General features: G+C 52.9%; 21 protein-coding genes. 13 read left to right on the plus strand and 8 right to left on the minus strand.

Translation table 11 applies throughout. From position 1 onward, the window contains the following. Window positions 1-112 precede the first annotated feature (112 nt). Complete coding sequence (locus tag ACVX3G_RS08005; RefSeq protein ID WP_011231959.1) at window positions 113-817, plus strand: tRNA (adenine(22)-N(1))-methyltransferase; 705 nt, start codon at window positions 113-115, stop codon at window positions 815-817. Continuing rightward, window positions 814-1,935 carry a Nif3-like dinuclear metal center hexameric protein gene (locus ACVX3G_RS08010; protein WP_014196362.1) on the plus strand — a complete coding sequence of 374 codons (1,122 nt, stop codon included), beginning with the start codon at window positions 814-816 and terminating at the stop codon, window positions 1,933-1,935. Before ACVX3G_RS08005 ends, ACVX3G_RS08010 begins: the two co-directional genes overlap by 4 nt. An 81-nt stretch (window positions 1,936-2,016) precedes the next feature. Here the strand turns inward: ACVX3G_RS08010 and ACVX3G_RS08015 are convergent, their stop codons facing one another. Together ACVX3G_RS08015 and vrrA are read right to left on the minus strand one after the other, a co-directional pair. Beyond that, complete coding sequence (locus ACVX3G_RS08015; protein ID WP_011231957.1) at window positions 2,017-2,967, minus strand: 4-hydroxy-3-methylbut-2-enyl diphosphate reductase; 951 nt, start codon at window positions 2,965-2,967, stop codon at window positions 2,017-2,019. Between the two features lie 121 nt (window positions 2,968-3,088). Then, on the minus strand, window positions 3,089-3,619 hold the full coding sequence (vrrA, locus tag ACVX3G_RS08020; protein ID WP_011231956.1) for a VrrA/YqfQ family protein: 531 nt from the start codon (window positions 3,617-3,619) through the stop codon (window positions 3,089-3,091). 397 nt (window positions 3,620-4,016) lie between these two features. Here vrrA and ACVX3G_RS08025 point away from each other — a divergent pair, with 397 nt between their 5' ends. Both ACVX3G_RS08025 and ACVX3G_RS08030 read left to right on the plus strand, forming a co-directional pair. Next, entirely contained in the window at window positions 4,017-5,327 is a 1,311-nt protein-coding gene (locus ACVX3G_RS08025) for a DEAD/DEAH box helicase (protein WP_011231955.1), read from the plus strand. A 41-nt stretch (window positions 5,328-5,368) separates the two neighbouring features. Then, complete coding sequence (locus ACVX3G_RS08030) at window positions 5,369-6,268, plus strand: deoxyribonuclease IV (protein WP_014196359.1); 900 nt, start codon at window positions 5,369-5,371, stop codon at window positions 6,266-6,268. 20 nt (window positions 6,269-6,288) lie between these two features. Here the strand turns inward: ACVX3G_RS08030 and ACVX3G_RS08035 are convergent, their stop codons facing one another. Further along, window positions 6,289-6,549, minus strand: a complete 261-nt coding sequence (locus ACVX3G_RS08035) for a DUF2624 domain-containing protein (RefSeq protein WP_011231953.1) — start codon at window positions 6,547-6,549, stop codon at window positions 6,289-6,291. A 95-nt stretch (window positions 6,550-6,644) separates the two neighbouring features. Here ACVX3G_RS08035 and ACVX3G_RS08040 point away from each other — a divergent pair, with 95 nt between their 5' ends. The 4 genes from ACVX3G_RS08040 (at window position 6,645) to ACVX3G_RS08055 (ending at window position 9,651) form a co-directional block, all read left to right on the plus strand. Continuing rightward, entirely contained in the window at window positions 6,645-7,526 is an 882-nt protein-coding gene (locus ACVX3G_RS08040; protein ID WP_479454603.1) for a YitT family protein, read from the plus strand. Between the two features lie 82 nt (window positions 7,527-7,608). Continuing rightward, complete coding sequence (locus tag ACVX3G_RS08045; protein WP_011231951.1) at window positions 7,609-8,376, plus strand: metal ABC transporter ATP-binding protein; 768 nt, start codon at window positions 7,609-7,611, stop codon at window positions 8,374-8,376. Between the two features lie 25 nt (window positions 8,377-8,401). Next, window positions 8,402-9,235 (plus strand): metal ABC transporter permease, encoded by an 834-nt coding sequence (locus ACVX3G_RS08050; RefSeq protein WP_014196358.1) that lies wholly within the window; start codon window positions 8,402-8,404, stop codon window positions 9,233-9,235. Beyond that, window positions 9,232-9,651: a Fur family transcriptional regulator gene (locus ACVX3G_RS08055; RefSeq protein ID WP_011231949.1), complete on the plus strand. Its 420-nt coding sequence runs from the start codon at window positions 9,232-9,234 to the stop codon at window positions 9,649-9,651. Before ACVX3G_RS08050 ends, ACVX3G_RS08055 begins: the two co-directional genes overlap by 4 nt. Before the next feature lie 37 nt (window positions 9,652-9,688). Here ACVX3G_RS08055 and ACVX3G_RS08060 read toward each other — a convergent pair whose 3' ends face one another. Further along, entirely contained in the window at window positions 9,689-10,255 is a 567-nt protein-coding gene (locus ACVX3G_RS08060) for a nucleotidase (protein ID WP_011231948.1), read from the minus strand. Between the two features lie 97 nt (window positions 10,256-10,352). Between ACVX3G_RS08060 and ACVX3G_RS08065 the strand changes: the two genes are divergently transcribed. Continuing rightward, complete coding sequence (locus tag ACVX3G_RS08065) at window positions 10,353-10,700, plus strand: hypothetical protein (protein ID WP_011231947.1); 348 nt, start codon at window positions 10,353-10,355, stop codon at window positions 10,698-10,700. A 57-nt stretch (window positions 10,701-10,757) separates the two neighbouring features. Here ACVX3G_RS08065 and ispG read toward each other — a convergent pair whose 3' ends face one another. Further along, complete coding sequence (gene ispG, locus ACVX3G_RS08070; RefSeq protein WP_011231946.1) at window positions 10,758-11,882, minus strand: flavodoxin-dependent (E)-4-hydroxy-3-methylbut-2-enyl-diphosphate synthase; 1,125 nt, start codon at window positions 11,880-11,882, stop codon at window positions 10,758-10,760. A gap of 82 nt (window positions 11,883-11,964) precedes the next feature. Then, complete coding sequence (locus ACVX3G_RS08075) at window positions 11,965-12,279, minus strand: LysM peptidoglycan-binding domain-containing protein (protein WP_011231945.1); 315 nt, start codon at window positions 12,277-12,279, stop codon at window positions 11,965-11,967. A gap of 299 nt (window positions 12,280-12,578) precedes the next feature. On the opposite strand from ACVX3G_RS08075, the gene ACVX3G_RS08080 reads away from it, so the two are divergent. The 3 genes from ACVX3G_RS08080 to pstA all read left to right on the plus strand — a co-directional run bounded on the left by ACVX3G_RS08080 (window position 12,579) and on the right by pstA (window position 15,347). Next, the gene (locus ACVX3G_RS08080; RefSeq protein ID WP_011231943.1) at window positions 12,579-13,469 is read left to right on the plus strand and encodes a phosphate ABC transporter substrate-binding protein PstS family protein; all 891 of its coding nucleotides are present in this window, start codon (window positions 12,579-12,581) and stop codon (window positions 13,467-13,469) included. A 65-nt stretch (window positions 13,470-13,534) separates the two neighbouring features. After that, window positions 13,535-14,422, plus strand: a complete 888-nt coding sequence (gene pstC, locus ACVX3G_RS08085) for a phosphate ABC transporter permease subunit PstC (protein ID WP_020278347.1) — start codon at window positions 13,535-13,537, stop codon at window positions 14,420-14,422. A gap of 1 nt (window position 14,423) precedes the next feature. Continuing rightward, a complete protein-coding gene (gene pstA / locus ACVX3G_RS08090; RefSeq protein WP_011231941.1) occupies window positions 14,424-15,347 on the plus strand; it encodes a phosphate ABC transporter permease PstA in 924 nt (307 codons plus the stop codon). A gap of 38 nt (window positions 15,348-15,385) precedes the next feature. Here pstA and ACVX3G_RS08095 read toward each other — a convergent pair whose 3' ends face one another. After that, on the minus strand, window positions 15,386-16,159 hold the full coding sequence (locus ACVX3G_RS08095; RefSeq protein WP_014196356.1) for a DUF1189 domain-containing protein: 774 nt from the start codon (window positions 16,157-16,159) through the stop codon (window positions 15,386-15,388). Between the two features lie 95 nt (window positions 16,160-16,254). Next, complete coding sequence (locus ACVX3G_RS08100; protein ID WP_014196355.1) at window positions 16,255-17,934, minus strand: methyl-accepting chemotaxis protein; 1,680 nt, start codon at window positions 17,932-17,934, stop codon at window positions 16,255-16,257. 202 nt (window positions 17,935-18,136) lie between these two features. Between ACVX3G_RS08100 and sodA the strand changes: the two genes are divergently transcribed. Further along, on the plus strand, window positions 18,137-18,751 hold the full coding sequence (gene sodA / locus ACVX3G_RS08105; RefSeq protein WP_011231937.1) for a superoxide dismutase SodA: 615 nt from the start codon (window positions 18,137-18,139) through the stop codon (window positions 18,749-18,751). Window positions 18,752-18,756: the final 5 nt, after the last annotated feature.

Raw genomic sequence — 18,756 nt, forward strand, 5'->3', positions numbered from 1 at the left:
GGGGATGTTTTGTTTAGTACAATAGAGGCGCGCGGTGTTGGAGAGGAAAGGAGGGGAAGGCGAACCGCCTTCGCGCTGCAGGTGGCGGAAGGTTGGTTGCCATTGCGGTGCTATGAACGAATTTCGCCTGTCGAAACGGCTGGAAACGGTCGCCTCATTCATTCCAAAAGGGGCGGTGCTTGCTGACATCGGGTCGGATCATGCGTATTTGCCTTGCTATGCCTGCTTGCACGGCTGCGCATCAAAAGCCATTGCCGGCGAGGTGGCGGACGGACCGTTCCGCCTAGCGCAGCAGCAAGTCGAGAAGTCCGGGCTTTCTCATCTCATTTCCGTGCGCAAAGGGGATGGGCTTTCGATCCTTGCCCCGGGGGAGGCGGACTGCATCACGATCGCCGGCATGGGTGGGGCGCTTATCGCCCGCATTTTGGGCGACGGAAAGGAAAAGCTTGCCGGTGTCAAACGGCTCATTTTGCAACCGAACATCGGTGCGGAACTTGTTCGCCGTTGGCTTCTTGATCATGGGTGGGAGCTCGTGGCTGAGCGCATTTTGAAAGAAGATGGGCAAATTTATGAAGTACTCGTCGCCGAGCCTGGCGCCCCCCGACGGCCTTACCGACATCTTGAGGCGGAGCTGCTCCTTGGACCGTTTTTGCGCCGGGAAAACAGCGAGGTGTTCCGCGAAAAGTGGAAGCGCGAGATTGAAAATTGGAAACGGATCATCGCTGATTTGACGGCCAAAGGGCAAAGTGAAGCGGCTGAGCGGAAAAAGCGTGAACTGGAGAGAAAAGTTCAATTGGTGGAGGAGGCGTTGTTATGAGCCGCGTTCCGTACGGCTATGAAATCATTCAGCTTCTTGAGCAGCTTGCTCCGAAACAGTTGGCGCTGGAAGGGGATCGGATCGGTCTGCAAATCGGGACGCTAAACAAGCCGGTCAAAAAAGTGATGATCGCTCTTGATGTGCTCGAAGATGTCGTTGTCGAAGCGATCGATCAGCAAGTGGATTTAATCATCGCCCACCACCCGCCGCTGTACCGCCCGCTGAAGCAATTGCTGACTGATGATGGGCACGGGCGGATGATCGCCGCGTGCATCAAGCATGACATTGCGGTGTACGCCGCCCATACGAATTTGGATGTGGCCGATGGCGGTCTGAACGATTGGCTTGCCGAGGCGCTCGGCTTAAACGATACGGCTGTGCTTGTGCCGACGTATACCGAACCGTTGAAAAAGCTCGTTGTTTATGTGCCGGTGACGCATGCTGAGGTGGTGCGGAAGGCCTTAGGCGATGCCGGCGCCGGGCATATCGGCCGCTACAGCCATTGCACGTTCAACAGCCGCGGCGTCGGCACGTTTTTGCCGCACGAAGGGGCGCGGCCGTTCATCGGCGAGCAAGGGCGGCTCGAGGAAGTTGAGGAAGTGCGCATCGAAACGATCGTGCCGGCCTCTCTTGAACGGGAAGCGATTCAGGCGATGCTGGCTGTTCATCCGTATGAGGAAGTGGCCTATGATATCTATCCGCTTGACAATGAAGGCCGCCGCTTCGGGCTCGGGCGCATTGGCCGGCTGCCGCAGCCGGTGACGCTTGGCGCTTTTGCCGAGCAGGTGAAAACGGCGTTTTCCGTTCCGGCGGTGCGCGTCGTTGGCCGGCTGGATGATCTTGTGCAAACGGTCGCGGTGCTTGGCGGGGATGGGAATAAGTTTGTCGCTGCCGCCGCATCGGCCGGGGCGGACGTATACGTGACAGGGGATGTGTATTACCACACCGCCCATGACGCCCAAGCGCTCGGCCTTCACATCATTGATCCGGGACATAATGTAGAAAAAATCATGAAAGAAGGCGTAGCCCGATACTTAATCACTGAGCTCTCGAAACGTCAATGGGAGGCAGAAGTGGTTGCTTCCAGCGTCCATACTGATCCGTTTCAGTTCGTATGAACGGCCAACGAAAAAGGCTGTCCTGGATGAGCGGTTCAACCGTTTGTCCAAGACAGCCTCTCTTTATGGATGAAACAACCGTCACTCTTCTTTCTTTGTTTTCACTTTCGGCAAGATTTTTTGCAGCGGCACTTTCCGTTCCCTCTTCCATGTCGATGGGTCGTTCGGGTCAAACTGCTCCAAAAAGTCGATCACTTCTTTCGTAATCGGCGTCGGGGTGGAAGCGCCGGCGGTGACAGCGACTTTTTTCGCATCTTTAATCCAGTTGATGTCGATTTCCGTCACATCAGCGACGCGATACGCCTTCGTGCCGGCGATCTCTTCCGATACTTGGGCGAGGCGGTTCGAGTTGTTGCTGCGCGGGTCGCCGACGACGATCGTCACATCGGCTTCCTTCGCCTGCTCAGCGACCGCCTCTTGTCGAAGCTGGGTGGCCAGGCAAATTTCTTTATGCATTTCCACGTGCGGGTATTTTTCTTTCACTTTCGCCATGATGTCGGCGACGTCCCATTGGCTCATCGTCGTTTGGTTCGTCACCATGATGCGCTCATTGTGAATGGACAGCCGTTCGACATCATCAATGGTTTCCACAAGATGGATTCTTTCCGGATTGATGCCGACCGCTCCTTCCGGTTCCGGATGTCCTTTTTTGCCGATATAGATGATATCGTAGCCATCGGCGAGCTTTTGTTCGATGAGCCGATGCGTTTTTGTCACATCGGGGCATGTCGCATCAATCGTGACAAGTCCCTTTTCGAGCGCTCGTTTTTTTACTTCCGGTGAGACGCCGTGGGCGGTGAAAATGACGGTGCCCTGGTCGATTTTTTCCAAAATTTCCAAACGATTTTCTCCATCGAGCGTGATGATGCCTTCTTCGGCAAACGCGTCCGTGACGTGCTTATTATGGACGATCATGCCGAGAATGTAAATCGGACGCGGCAAAGATGGGTCCAACGCCGCGTTGCGGGCGATGACCATTGCATCGACCACCCCGTAGCAATACCCGCGCGGGGTAATTTTAATCACTTCCATCATATTCCCTCCCTGCCGCCGGTTGTGCGGCGGTTGTTCACCTTCCATTATATCGGAGCACCGGGGAGAAGACAAAGAATAACCGCCCTAAACAGCGGGTGCGCTAGGGCGGGGAAAGAAACTAGATATACAGTTTCGGCTTGGAAGGCTTCGGGGCGGCCGGTGCTTCTTTTTCTTGCGGCTCTTCGCGCTTTGCCTGCGGAACGGAGCGTTTTTTTGGCGCCTTGGCGGCCGGCTTTTGTTTCGTTTCGTTGGCCGGTGCGCTTTCCGACGTTGTTTCGCCTTCCCCTTCATCGGCCGGTTTCAACTCGCGGAAAATGCGGATCATCGCCGGAAGATTGCGGATGAGCGGTCCATACTGTTGCACCATCGGCATGACGTTTTGTGCGATGCCAAGCATTTTTTGCACGTTGTTTAACATGCCAACCAAGCCGCCGCCCGTGTTGGATGCGGCGGTGTTAGCGGCGTTGGACAGCAACGGCAGCCCCCACGGAGACGATGCAGCAGCCGGCGGCTGCCCGCGCGAAAACAAGCGGGCCAAGAAGCCGCCGGGGCCGCTGGGGCCAAAAGGCGGCGCCGGCATGCGGGCGAACGGGGATGGCGGCCTTCCGGCAAACGGAGAAGGCATCATCGGGGGCCGACTGTATCTCATAGCAGCTTCCTCCTTTCGGTCGTGCGGATGAACGAATGTCCTCCTTTCTACAATATGCGGGCAAGGCGGGAAAGGTTTGTTGCAGGATCGTCTTTAGTTGCGGCAGGGGGCAGCGATTCGCTATAATGATGAAGCGGACGAAGCGGTGCCCATATGCCATTTAAAATGTTCACGTTTACGCTTTTTTATGGAGCCAGCCAGTATTTGATCGATTGTCGGGTGATCGAACCATACCGCTTCCAGACCGATGCATGGATTTGTGAAACGGTTGGTTGTTCCGTCTTCCGTCGCGTCAAAGCTTGCCGCCGACAGTCGGAAAAATAGACGGCACGCTTTTGGGCCAACGAGATGGGAAACCTTCCAGTTGCATTTATTTCATAGAAGGGAGTGGTGCTTGATGACAGAAACGCAGTTCACTCGTTTTTCATTTCAGCCGTTTATCATCGAAGCGATCAAGACGCTTCGTTTTTATAAACCGACGGAAATTCAAGAGCGCATCATTCCGGGGGCGCTGCGCGGCGAAAGCATGGTCGGCCAATCGCAAACCGGAACGGGAAAAACACATGCGTACTTATTGCCGATCATTGAAAAAATCAAGCCGGAACGCGCCGAAGTGCAAGCCGTCATCACGGCGCCGACGCGCGAGTTAGCGACGCAAATTTATCACGAAACGCTGAAAATTACGAAGTTTTGCCCGAAAGATCGGATGATCGTCGCCCGTTGCTTGATCGGCGGGACGGATAAGCAAAAAGCGCTCGAAAAGCTCAACGTGCAGCCGCATATTGTCATCGGCACGCCGGGGCGCATCAACGATTTCATTCGCGAGCAGGCGCTTGATGTGCATACGGCCCACATCCTTGTCGTCGATGAAGCTGACTTGATGCTCGATATGGGCTTTATCACTGATGTCGACCAAATCGCCGCCCGGATGCCGAAAGACTTGCAAATGCTCGTCTTTTCAGCGACGATTCCGGAAAAGCTGAAGCCGTTTTTGAAAAAATATATGGAAAACCCGACCTTTGTCCACGTCGACCCGAAGCGGACGGCGAACCAAAACATCGAACATGTGCTCATCCCGCTGCGTGGACGCGAGAAAACAAAACTGCTCCGTGATGTGCTCCTCAGCTACAACCCGTATTTGGCCATCGTATTTGTCAACACAAGGAAAATGGCTGACGAGGTCGCCGACCGTCTCGCTGAGCAAGGGTTGAAAGTCGGCGTGCTGCACGGCGATTTGACGCCGCGCGAGCGGAGAAAGATGATGAATCTTATCCGCGATTTGGAGTTTCAATATGTCGTCGCGACCGATTTGGCGGCGCGCGGCATCGATATTGAAGGCGTCAGTCATGTCATCAACTACGAGTTGCCTGATGATCTGCAGTTTTATATTCACCGCGCCGGACGGACGGCGCGCGCTGGCTATAGCGGCATTGCGGCGACGATTTACGAGCCGTCTGACCAAGATGCGATTGCTCGGTTGGAAAAAATGGGAATTTCGTTTGTCCACCGTGATCTCGTGCGCGGCGAATGGAAGGAGCTGCCGCCGTGGAACCGGCGGAGCAAGCGGGCGGGCGAAAAAGATGACGAACTGGCGCTGCTTTTCGCCAAACTGAAAAAAACGAAGCAGGTGAAGCCGGGCTACAAAAAAAAGTTGCGCGCGGAGCTGGAGAAGAAGAAAAAGCGGCTTGGCCGCTTCAAAAAATCATAATCGCCGTCCGCCTTTAACGCAAAGAAAAGGGAGAGAAGAACATGTTAAAAATCGGTTCACATGTTTCCATGAGCGGAAAGAAAATGCTGCTGGCCGCCAGCGAGGAAGCGGCCTCCTACGGAGCGAACACGTTTATGATTTACACCGGGGCGCCGCAAAACACAAAGCGCAAGTCGATTGAAGAGCTCAACATCGAAGCCGGGCGCCAGCATATGCAAGCGCACGGCATCGAAGAGATTGTCGTCCACGCCCCGTATATCATCAATATCGGCAATACGACCAATCTCGATACGTTTTCGCTAGGCGTCGACTTTTTGCGCGCGGAAATCGAGCGGACGGAAGCCATTGGAGCCAAACAGCTTGTGCTCCATCCAGGCGCTCACGTCGGCGCAGGGGTGGAAGCCGGACTTCGCCAAATTATTCGTGGACTGAATGAAGTGTTGACGCGCGAACAGAACGTGCAAATCGCCCTAGAAACGATGGCCGGCAAAGGGTCGGAATGCGGGCGGACGTTTGAGGAGCTCGCGTACATTATCGACGGCGTCGCCTATAATGATAAGCTGTCCGTTTGCTTTGATACATGCCATACGCATGACGCCGGCTATGACATCGTCAACGATTTTGACGGCGTCCTTGAGGAGTTTGACCGGATCATCGGTCTCGGGCGGCTGAAAGTACTGCACATCAACGACAGCAAAAACCCGCGCGGCAGCCGGAAAGACCGCCATGAAAACATCGGTTTCGGCCATATCGGGTTTGCTGCGCTCAACTATATCGTCCATCACCCGCAGCTTGAGGATATTCCGAAAATTTTAGAAACCCCATACGTGGGCGAGGACAAACACAACAAAAAACCACCGTACAAGCACGAAATCGCCATGCTGCGGGCGCAGTCGTTCGATGACCAGTTGCTTGAAAAAATCAACGCTGGGGCGGAATGAGAAAAGGGCTATGCGCCCTTTTATTTTTTTTGCACGAATTTCAAAAATAGCTCGTTCGCTTTTCGAGCGATGTCCGGCGAGGTGATTTTCGCTAACTCTCGCACCCATTTTTTCCGCTCCTCGGGGTCAAAGACGTTAATGTCGTTCGTCCGGGCGAGATGAAGAATTTGTTTCGCTTGGCTTGTCGTGATGGGCAAGCCGTACTCTCGGCTGTACGCAACGAGTTCTTCCGGGGTGATCGTTTTTAATTTTTGCTTGACAAGCTGTTGGTAAATGTTCATCGCAGCCGCCTCCTTGCTTCTGTTCCATCATATGACGTGAATGGAAAAGGCGTGTATGGTATAATAGAAAAAACAAAAAGGGAAAGGGTGGTAGTTTGGCGTCAAAACAGCATAAAAAAGAACCGCTAGGCCATGTGTTGTATCGGGTGTTGATGATCGCCATCGGCGCCTCTTTGGCGGCGTTTGCCATCGAGCGGCTGCTCGTTCCGAACAAAATGATCGACGGCGGCATCATTGGCATATCGCTGATTCTGGACTACTTGACTCCGGACGAATGGCGGCTGTTCAATTTCGCCACGCTCGTCATCCTCTTAAACGCCCCGTTCATGTATTTCGGCTACAAGCAAATCGGAAAAACGTTCATGCTGTCAACGATTTTAGGCGTCGTGATCCTCGGCGTCACCGAACGGCTGTTTCACCATCTTTCCCCGCTGACGACCGAGCCGATTTTAGCCACCGTTTTTGGCGGGTTGTCGCTCGGTCTTGGCGTCGGATTGGTCATCCGTCATGGCGGATCGCTCGATGGGACGGAAATTTTGGGGATTTTGATGACGAAAAGAATCCCGTTTTCGGTCGGCGAGTTTGTCATGTTTGTCAACGTTTTTATTTTTGGCTGGGCGGCGTTTGTGTTTGGCCTCGAGCCAGCCATGTATTCGGTGATGACGTACTACATCGCCTCAAAAACGATCAATGCGGTCATTGAAGGGCTTGACGAGACGCGGGCGGCCTTTATTGTGACCGATCATTATGAGGAAATTTCCGACGCCATTTTGCACCGGCTCGGCCGCGGGACGACGAAATTGCTCGGCAAAGGCGGATATACGGACGAGCAAAAGGAAATCATTTATGCAGTCGTCACGCGCTTGGAAGTGACAAAACTAAAATCGATCGTCAATGAAATCGACCCGGATGCGTTCATCACCATTATGCCGACGCATGAAGTGCGCGGCGCCCGCTTTAAATCAGCGATTCATTGAGGTTTACAAAACGCGGATGGTGGGGTATACTTGCATAGTGAAGCAAATCGGAATGATTCTGAATTAGCAAGGGAGAACCGCCATGGAAAATGGGCTTGTTGTGCAAATTGAGGATGTGTCGTTCCGCTATGAAAACGAGAACGTGCTTGAGCATGTTAGTTTAACGGTGCCGAAAGGGGCATTTTTAGGATTGGTCGGCCCGAACGGCTCGGGAAAATCGACGCTGCTCAAATGTGTGCTCGGCTTGTTAAAACCGAACAGCGGCCGCATTTTTTTGTTCGGCGAGCCGATTGAATCGTTTCGCGAATGGCATCGAATCGGTTTCGTGTCGCAAAAAGCGAACAGCTTCAACCGCAGCTTTCCGGCGACGGTTGAGGAAGTGGCGGCGAGTGGGTTGGCGGCCAAACGCGGCTTATTTCGGCCGCTGACACACGAAGACCGCCGTGCGGTCGAAGCGGCGCTCGCGGCCGTTGGGTTGAGCGGCCTGGCAAAGCGCAATATCGCGGAGCTGTCCGGCGGCCAGCAACAACGGGTATTTATCGCCCGCGCACTGGCGAGCAAGCCGGATTTGCTCATTTTAGACGAGCCGACGGTCGGCGTGGATGCGCGCCATGTGCATGAATTTTACGAACTGCTCGGCGACTTGAACCGCCGCGGCTTAACGCTTATCTTAGTGACGCATGACATCGGGACGATCACGGACCGGGTGACCGATATCGCCTGTTTGAACAAGCGCCTCTATTTCCATGGAAAGGCGGAAGAGTTCGAACATCTTGGCAACGAGGCGATTTCGCAGTTTTATGGCCATCCGCTCCACGTTCTCTCTCACGAGCATGAACGGGCGGAATGAAACGGTGACGGTGGAGGAATGACACGTGTGGGAAGCCATTTGGCAATACGAATTTTTGCGCAATGCGTTTGTTGCCGGCGTTTTGACCGGTTTTACGGCGCCATTGCTCGGCGTTTTTATTGTCGTTCGGCGGCTGTCGCTCATCGCTGATGCATTGAGTCATGTGACGCTCGCCGGCATTGCCGCCGGGCTCTTGCTTGGAAAAGCGGCGCCGGCAGCCGCGAGCTGGAACCCGCTTTACATCGGAATGGGGTTTTCCGTCGTCGGGTCGCTGTTTATCGAAAAGCTGCGCGCTGTGTATCGGCATTATGAAGAGCTTGCGATTCCAATCGTGTTGTCGTCCGGTCTTGGCTTGAGCGTCATTTTCATTTCGATGGCCAACGGGTTTACGACCGATTTGTTTTCGTATTTATTCGGCAGCGTCAGCGCCGTCAGCCGTGCTGATGTTTGGACAGCGTTTGCTGTCGCCGCAGCTGCCGCGATCGTGATTTTGACGTTTTACAAAGAGCTGTTTCTTCTTTCCTTTGACGAGGAATACGCCCGAGTCTCCGGCGTTCGCACCACATGGATCCATTTTTTGTTTATTGTGCTTGTTGCGCTCGTCATTGCTGCATCGATGCGCATCGTCGGCGTGCTCCTCATCTCGTCGCTCATGACGCTGCCGGTGGCGGCGAGCATCCGCATCGCCAAAAGTTTTAAACAGATGATCGGGCTTTCGATTTTGTTCGGGGAGCTGGCCGTCATCGCCGGGCTTTGGGCGGCGTATGAGCTAGACTGGGCGCCGGGTGGAACGATCGTCATCGCAGCGGTTGTCATTTTGCTTTTCGCACTCGGATGGAAAAGGGGGCGGCAGCGATGAATATCGACGAAGCGTTGCAGTTGATGAAAGAGAAAGGATTTAAATATACGGAAAAACGGAGACAAATGCTTGAGTTGTTTGCCGAAAGCGACAAATACTTGACGGCCAAAGACGTGCTTGAAGCGCTCCGTCCCGTCTATCCGGGCTTGAGCGTTGATACCGTGTACCGCAATTTGTCGCTCTTTGCGCTGCTTGGCATTTTGGAAATGACCGAGCTTTCCGGGGAGAAACATTTCCGTTTTGCCTGCGGCGCCCGCCGCCACCACCATCATTTCATTTGCATCCAGTGCGGAAAAACGAAGAAGATTGACGCTTGTCCGATGGATGGGCTTGCGGCGCAGCTCGATGGGTATGAGATCACGGACCATAAGTTTGAAATTTACGGCACATGTCCGCAATGTCAACAGAGGGGCTGATCCCAAAACGCATTCGCGTTTTGGATCAGCCCCTTGTTTATGGCCGGAGGCGCTGTTCGATTTCTCGCTTTGCTTCAAGCCAGTTATTGACGCGGATGACGTTTTCGGGGAGCGGGCCTTGGTTGTACGGAGTGTCAAACAAAATGACGGGAATGCCGCATGTTTCGGCGATTTCGCAGGCATTATCGTACTTGTCTTCAAAGAAGGCCGACAGCTTATATTGGCGGACGGCGGCGATTTTGTCGTGCGACCCAATCAGATCAATATGGTGGTAATGGACGCCGTGCCGCCGGAACCAGCGCTCGGTGAGATCGTACAAATGGCGGCCACGGGCGCTGATGTAATACAGCTCGTATTTGTCTTTCCAGCTGTCAATCACCTCAAGCGCATAGCGGGCAAGCGGAGCCCTCTCATAAATATCCGCTTCGTTTTCCTCAAGCCAGCGGTCCATTTCTTCCTCCGCCACGCCGTATAACGGCGCCAAATTGTATTGCGTAATGTCGTTTAATGCGAGCTCTTTGCCGAATGCTTCGTTTAAATACGGAATGAACGTGCTCGGACATGTCACCGTGCCGTCAATGTCGATGCCAAGCCGTTTTTTCACCGCTTCATCCTCCTGTTAGAAAATATTCACACTGATAAAATAACGCCGGTTTCTCATACTAATAATGCTTCTTACTTTAGGAAAGCGAGGGAAGCATATGGCAGACGACCGCGAGCGCACGTATAACGGAAGTTACGTGCAATCGATCGGAAAAGAGGAACCAGAACGCAATTTTATGGAAGAAACAGCGGCGGAAGTCGCTGAACCGATTCGCCGCGGCGACGAACGGGACGAAGAACGCGCGGACGGCGCCGGGCTCGGCTGGCTCGCTTTGGCCCTGTCCATCATCGCCTTGTTTATTTGGCCGATTTTGTTAGGGGCGGCCGGCATTATTGTCGGGTTTATCGCGCGCCGGCGCGGCGCAGAGACGCTCGGTGCGTGGGCCATCGGCATCGGCGTCATCGCTATTCTCGTCCGCCTGTTTATTATGCCGTTTTATACGTAAAAAGCGAGGGTGTCCCCAAGCGGGGACGCCCTTTCTCGTTGTGCAGGAACATTCCGCTCATTGGGCGGCGCTGCCTTTCAGAGCGGCTTTGTTTTCCTTTTGCTTTGCAAAGTATTCTTCCGCCAGCTTGTCGATTTCTTTTTTCAGCTCTTCCACCATTTGCTCTTCGGGTACTTTTCGGACGATTTTGCCGTGGCGGAACAACAAGCCTTCGCCACGGGCGCCGGCAATGCCGATGTCGGCTTCCCGTGCTTCCCCTGGTCCATTGACGGCGCATCCGAGCACAGCGACTTTGATCGGCGCTTGAATTTTGGCGATATAGTCTTCGATTTCGTTGGCGATGCGAATCAAATCGATCTCAATCCGCCCGCACGTCGGGCAGGAAATGAGCGTCGCCGCATTGGAAGCGAGTCCGAACGTTTTTAAAATTTCGCGCGCCACTTTTACTTCTTCAACCGGGTCGGCGCTTAACGAAACGCGGATCGTATTGCCGATGCCTTTGCTTAAAATGGCGCCGAGTCCAACCGCGCTTTTGATCGTGCCGGAAAAAAGCGTTCCCGCTTCGGTGATGCCGACATGGAGCGGGTAGTCGAACGTGCGCGCCGCTTTTTCGTACGCTTCAATGGCGAGGCGTACGTCGGACGCCTTTAACGAAACGATAATATCGTGAAAATCAAGTTCTTCTAAAATGCGGATATGATATAAGGCGCTCTCAACCATGCCGTCGGCTGTTGGATATCCATATTTTTCTAAAATGCGTTTTTCCAGCGATCCGGCGTTGACGCCGATGCGAATCGGTACGCCGCGCTCTTTCGCCGCTTTCACGACCGCTTCGACTTTTTCGCGGCGCCCGATGTTGCCTGGATTGATGCGGATTTTATCGACGCCGCCTTCGATCGCTTTCAGCGCCAATTTATAGTCAAAGTGGATGTCGGCGACAAGCGGGATGTTGATTCGCTTTTTTATTTCCGGTATGGCCTCAGCCGCCCGCTCGTCCGGGCAGGCGACGCGGACGATTTGGCACCCCGCTTCCTCGAGGCGGTGGATTTGCGCCACCGTCGCTTCGACATCGTGCGTTTTTGTCGTCGTCATGCTTTGAATGATGACTTCGTTGCTGCCGCCGATTGTCAGCGGACCGACGCGGACCGGCCGAGTCTTTGAACGATGGATGATTTCACCCACGGGAATTCGCTCCTTTAACATTCAAGTCGCTTTCTGCATTATTGTAACAGTGCCATCCGCCGTTTGACAAGCGATTCGCCGGTTAGCGATAGATCGGCACTTTATAAGTTTTCCCGATTTTTAATGTTTGCGCATGTTCGCCTGGATTTAACCGTTCAAAATCACGGATCAGCTGCTCGAGCGGAACGGGCAATGGACCGTTGAGTTCTTTCTCGATGATGGACAACAACGTATCGCCAGGGCGAATGGTCACCGTCCGGTACGGGATGGCCGCCTGTTTCGACTGGACAACGGCTGCCGCTGTTTCAGATGAAGGGTGAAGCGTTCCGATGACAAGGTCGCGGTAAACGATATAACTGGAAAGAAAGAGAAGCAGGAGAAAAATGAATTTTTTCATGACGCTTCCTCCGCATGCGTATATCTATTTCATATGTATGCTTGTCCAGCGAAAATATGTCTTCCTTAGCAAGGTCGTTGAGTTCATGAGGAAAACACTTCAACAAAAGAATGTCTCCAATTTGAAAAACGGCATCACCGTTCTTCTTTGCCTTCAAGGCTCGCTTGACGGCTTTTTGAAAATATTCCTGTTTTTTGTCTTTACAGAAACTTAACAACTGCTTTATAAGGGCCTAACAATGTCTCGCTACAATGGTCTTGTACGTTGAAAGTACGAAAACAAAACGGGGGGATTTCTGAATGTGGAGCAAACGAGTCAAATTGGGATTGGCCGCCTTGTTGATGACCGGCGTTTTGGCCGGCTGCGGGCAGACTGAAAAGAACAACGCGGGCGGCAATGAAGGAACGGCAAAGAAAGAAGAAACCTACTCCGGCACCATTGCACTAGCGGGATCTACAGCGCTTCAGCCGCTGGCAGAGGAAGCGGCAAACGCGTTTATGGAAAAGTATCCGGACGTATCGATCACCGTTCAAGGCGGCGGCAGCGGTACGGGCGTCAACCAAGTGGCAGCCGGCGCCGTGCAAATCGGCAACTCGGATGTGCCGGCGGCGGAGAAGCTGGACGACAAATCGAAAGCGTCAGAGCTTGTTGACCATAAAGTGGCCGGCATCGCCTTTGCGATTGTGGTCAACGACGATGTGAAGGTCGATAATTTAACGACGAAGCAAATTCAAGATATTTTCAGCGGAAAGATTAAAAACTGGAAAGAAGTCGGCGGACCAGATGAAGCCATTCACGTGATCAACCGTCCGGCGTCATCGGGAACAAGGGCGACATTTGAGAAAACGATCATGAAAGGCGTAAAAATCGATGATTCCATCGGTACGGTGCAAGATTCGAACGGAGCGGTCGAACAGGCGATCAGCTCGACGCCGGGCGCTGTCAGCTATGTAGCCATGTCGTATTTAATTGGGGAAAAGAAAAACTTGAAAACGGTCAAAATTGACGGCGCGGAACCGACGGTGGAAAACATCCGCACGGAAAAGTACCCGTTTTGGTCGTATGAATACATGATTACCAAAGGGGAAGCGAAGGAAGAAGTGCGAGCGTTTATCGACTTTGTCAAGAGCGAAGAATTTGCGCCGACCGTTAAAAAGATGGGGTATATCCCGATGACGGAATTGGAGTAGAGAAGGGCGGAAGGCCGGCTCGTTAGGCCGGCCTTTGACAATGGAGGGATGAAGCCATGCAACAAATGCATACGAAACGGCGGAATCGCTGGCTTGAAGAGTACATCGGCCGCACGTTTGCGGTCATCTGCGGCTGGCTGATCGTTCTGATTACGGTGACGATGATCATCTTTTTGGCGGTAAAGGGAATTCAGTCCTTTACGGACAGCGGTCTTTCGCTTTCCGACATGTTGCTTTCGATGCAATGGGATCCAAACGGCACGCCGCCGAAGTATGGGGCGCTCATTTTTATTGTTGGCTCGATGCTCGTCTCGCTTGGCGCTTTGTTGATCAGTGCGCCGATCGCGTTGGCGTTGGCGATTTTCATGAACTTTATCGCTCCCAAATGGTTCGTTTCGTTGCTCAAGCCGGTGCTGGAGCTGCTTGTCGGCATTCCGTCGGTGGTGTATGGCTGGCTTGGGGTGACGATTCTCGTTCCGCTCTTGCGCGAATGGTTCGGAGGCTCCGGCTTTAGTCTGTTGGCGGGGATCATCGTCCTTAGTATGATGATTTTGCCGACCATCACCAGCATTGCGGCCGACGCCTTGGCCAATGTCCCGATGACGTATATGGAAGCATCATACGGGCTTGGCTCTACGCGTTGGCAGGCGATTTCCCGCGTCATCGTTCCGGCGGCGAAAGCCGGGATTGCCACCGGCGTCGTTCTCGGCTTGGCGCGGGCGTTTGGCGAGGCGCTTGCTGTGCAGATGGTGATCGGCAATACGATTAAGCTGCCTTCAGGCCTTGACAGCCCGACGGCGACGTTAACAAGTGTATTGACGATGGATATGGCAAATACGATCAACGGAACACCATGGAACAACGCGTTATGGACATTGGCGCTCATTTTGCTCTTGATCTCGTTTTTCTTCATTGCCGTGATCCGTTTGGTCGGCCCGAGAAAGGAGCGATAAGATGACAGCGCGAATGATCGATAAAGTTTGGACAGGCATTTTCTATGCGGTGGCTGCTGCAGTCATCGGGTTGCTCATGTTCTTTTTTGCCGTTGTGTTGTCGAAAGGAGCGGGGTTTTGGCAACCTGAGTTTCTGTTCGGACGGCCGAGCAATACGCAAGCGGGCGGCGGCATTGGTCCGCAGCTCATCAATTCATTTTATATGTTGGTTGTGACATTGCTTTTGTCGGTTCCGCTTTCGTTGGGAGCTGGAATTTATTTGGCCGAATACGCCAAACAAGGGCGGATCGTCGGGTTCATTCGCCTTTGCTTGGAAACGATGGCATCATTGCCGTCGATTGTCGTCGGGTTGTTTGGATTGTTGGCGTTTGTCACCTTGACGGGTTGGGGCTATACGCTGCTCGGCGGAGCGTTAGCCGTCACGATCATCAATTTGCCTGGATTGACGCGCATTTGCGAAACGGCGATTTTGGATGTTCCAGCCAACATTAAAGAGGGGAGTCTTGCCCTTGGAGCGACGCGCTGGCAGACGTTGGTCAAAGCGGTGCTTCCGGCCGCCATCCCGCAAATTGTCACCGGCGTCATTTTATCGGCTGGGCGCATTTTCGGCGAAGCGGCTGTTTTCATTTATACCGCTGGGCTGACGACTCCGATGCTTCGTTGGGATGCGGATTGGGGCAGCCAGGCCAACCCGCTGAACGTGTTCCGGCCGGCCGAAACGCTGACGGTGCATATTTGGAAATTGAATTCGGAAGGCATTGTCCCAGACGCGAAGCTGATCGCGGCCAAATCGGCGGCTGTGTTGATGGTGGCCGTTCTTTTATTCAATTTGGCTGCACGGCTCGCTTCTTCCTTGCTTGCGCGGCATTTCTCCGGGGGGCGGCGCGCGCGTCGAGGACGAGGAGAAAGAAGCAAAGCAGCGTAAGCACAAAAAAAGCTGTCCTGCATCGACAGGCAGCTTTTTTATATTTCCCGTTTGGCTGATGGCACTTCCTTGACTGCCAAAAAGAGAACGACAAGCGAAACGAACCAATGGATCAACGCGCCGTAGGGCACGACCGCTTGCACCGTTTCCATCACGGTGAAAAAGACGGTCGACAGCGTAATGGCGTAAGCCGACATCACCCATGTATGGCGGTAGCGCAGCGTTTTGTCGAGCACGCCGGCAAGAATCAGGCCGAAAAAGGCAAAGATGCACACGCTGATGAATTTCCCGGCGCAGGCGAGCACGTATAAAACGAGCCCAAAAAGCGGGATGAGGACAGGGAGAAGCGACTGAAGACCGGCGATGAACGCGCGAACGTCTTCGTCGGTAATGGTCACATCCGGAAACGTGGCATAGCTGTAATGCTGCGCCTGATGGCCGGCGACGAGCACGGCTTCATGCTTCAAGAGCGCGATGGCGTTCGGAAACTGCTCGACGTTCTCACTCGTCACTTTGCCGGTGCTGTCAAAAATGATCGTAAATCCGCCTTGATCAATATGAATCGGCGTGGCCGCCTCCGAGTGAAGTTCGCCGTTTTCAATCGAAAACGGCGGCAACTCGTTATTCAATAAGGCGCTCGTTGTGCGGATGCCTTCAGTGAGCGACGAGGAGACATAGTAAAACGTCGGAAGAATGGACAGCAAAGTCAGCAAAAACAAATAACCGATCGTTTTCCCAATTCCCTGAAATCGAAAGCGGGCGATGTCTTTCGGAGAATATAAGCTTTTCCACAGCTGGACGAATACGTTCATCGCAGACACACCTTTCTTTATCTCCTTTTCCATTGTAGCCGGGAAAGAGGAAGAATTCAACTTGGGACGAAGAAAAAAGCGGGCATCTTCCCGCTTTAGTCAGAAGGCAAATGAAAGGTGCCAAGCAAGGTGCGCCAATGCAACACGCGGTCATTCAGCGCATCGGCTTCGGAGCGAATGGCCGCCATGGCCTCGTGCTGACCGTCAGTAAAATTCGAAATTTGCTCCATCGAAGACGCAATCTGTTGGGCAACGGTGGCAATCTCTGTGATATGTTTTCGCATATCACTAATTTGCCGTTCGATGGCAACGAATTTTTCTGAAATTTGCAATGTATGTGCGGATGAATGAGACACCATTGTTGTGATTTCTTTAAAGGCTTGTTGGCTTTCCGTGAACGTTTTTTTCGTTTCATCGAGTTGTTTGGCGCTTTCCTTCATTGATTGAACGGCGGCCTCGATTTGGCTTTGCACATCTTGGACAATCGATTGAATTTGCGCCAACGCTTGTCCTGTTTGCGCCGACAGCACCCGGATTTCTTTCGCAACAACCGCGAATCCCCGTCCATGCTCTCCTGCTTTCGCTGCTTCAATGGCAGCGTTTAGAGCCAGTAAGTTCGTTTGTTCAGCGATGGTTCCGATTAGTGAAAGAATGCTGGTAATATGGCGTGAATGGTCTTTCAATGCATCGATTGTGTGCATCGTTTTTGCGATCGATTGTTGCAAGTAACCCATGTCGCTGTTTGCCCGTTGAACAAGCTGGTTGCCGCTTTCCGCTTTGGAATGGGCTTGTTCTGTGGAACGACGGGCTTCTTCCATTCGAAAGGACATTTGTTCCATTTCGTCTGCCAGTTGTTGAAAAAAAGAGGCGATGTCAGCCGATTTGCGTGCTTGTTGCTCTGCTCCGTACGCTGTGTCTGCCACCGCCGCGGCGATTTGTTCGGAAGCCGCTGTAGTCTCCGAGGATGTTTGGTTTAAAAGGTTCGTAGCCGCTGCGATTTGCTCAGAGCTGAAACGCATATGTTCGATCAGAACAGCCAAATTGCTGGACATCTGATGGAACCCGTCGGCAAGGGCAAGAATATCTTTTGTCGCTGCATGCAATTCAATGCGCGACCGCCAGTCGCCGGATCCAAGCCGTTCCATGGCTTGTTGGAGCCAAGCAATGGGACGAGTGGCGCGATGGATGATTCTCCATCCGGCCAGGCATACGGTCAAGACAGCGGCAACAGACCATGCCAGGTTTGTTGCTTGCTGTTTCAAAAGCGGCCACAGATAATCCTTTTCCGGAATGGCGATGATGTAGACCGCTCCCTGCAAATCGCTGGAACTGGAAAATGCAGCCATCCATTGATCTGTATACAAAACCCCTTGCTTCTTTTTCAATATATCGCGCACGACCTGTTCGGGCAGCGTTTGATTGGGCGAGGATGGCCGTTTTGCCACCGCCTTTCCCGTTTTCGTTACAATCAATTGCACCGGATGAAGGTGTAAGGCGTGGAATTTCCGTTCATTTAGCGTCAATGAATAATTCAGTTTTTGAGAAAATGCTTCATTGGTCGTTGTCGCTTTTAAAATAGAAATTTTTTCAACCATCGTTTCGCTTGATAGCTGCAACTGTTGTTGGATCGACTGAATCGCTGAATGGCGCCCTTGAATATAGCTGATTGAGGTGATGACAAGGGCCGACAACGTCGTTGTGAGCACCATGGCCATCATGACAATTGTCTCAAGTCGAAAGGCGTTCCATAAAGAACGTGATCGCTTTGTTTCCATTTTCGCTGAGTTCCCCCTTAACTGGAAGCTACCTTATACTATAGCTTGTCATTATGAAGAAACGGTCAACGGTGTGTTGAAAATATGTAAACAAAAAGCCAGGACAAGCAAATCGATTGAAACATTGTGCCAACTTTGGTAAGCTAATCTCAAGCGAACGCTTTGGCGTTCGTGTACATAAATCAAAAAGGAGGAGATCGGTATGCCATTTGAATTGCCAGCATTGCCGTATCCGTATGATGCGCTTGAGCCGCACATCGACAAAGAAACGATGAACATTCACCACACGAAGCACCATAACACATACGTTACAAATTTGAATGCGGCGCTTGAAGGGCATCCGGATTTGCAAAACAAATCGCTCGAAGAATTGCTCAGCAATTTGGAAGCCCTTCCGGAAAGCATTCGCACGGCGGTGCGCAACAACGGCGGCGGTCATGCAAACCACTCGCTTTTCTGGACGATTTTGTCGCCAAATGGCGGCGGTGAGCCGACGGGTGAGCTGGCTGAGGCGATCAACAAAAAATTCGGCAGCTTCACCGCGTTTAAAGACGAGTTTTCGAAAGCAGCGGCTGGCCGTTTCGGTTCTGGCTGGGCATGGCTTGTCGTGAACAACGGCGAGCTGGAAATTACGAGCACGCCGAACCAAGACTCGCCGATCATGGAAGGCAAAACGCCGATTCTCGGCTTGGACGTTTGGGAGCATGCGTACTACTTGAAATACCAAAACCGCCGTCCGGAATACATTGCCGCATTCTGGAACATTGTCAACTGGGACGAAGTGGCGAAACGGTACAGCGAAGCGAAAGCGAAGTAATCAAC

Source organism: Geobacillus sp. PLS 41, assembly GCF_056494105.1.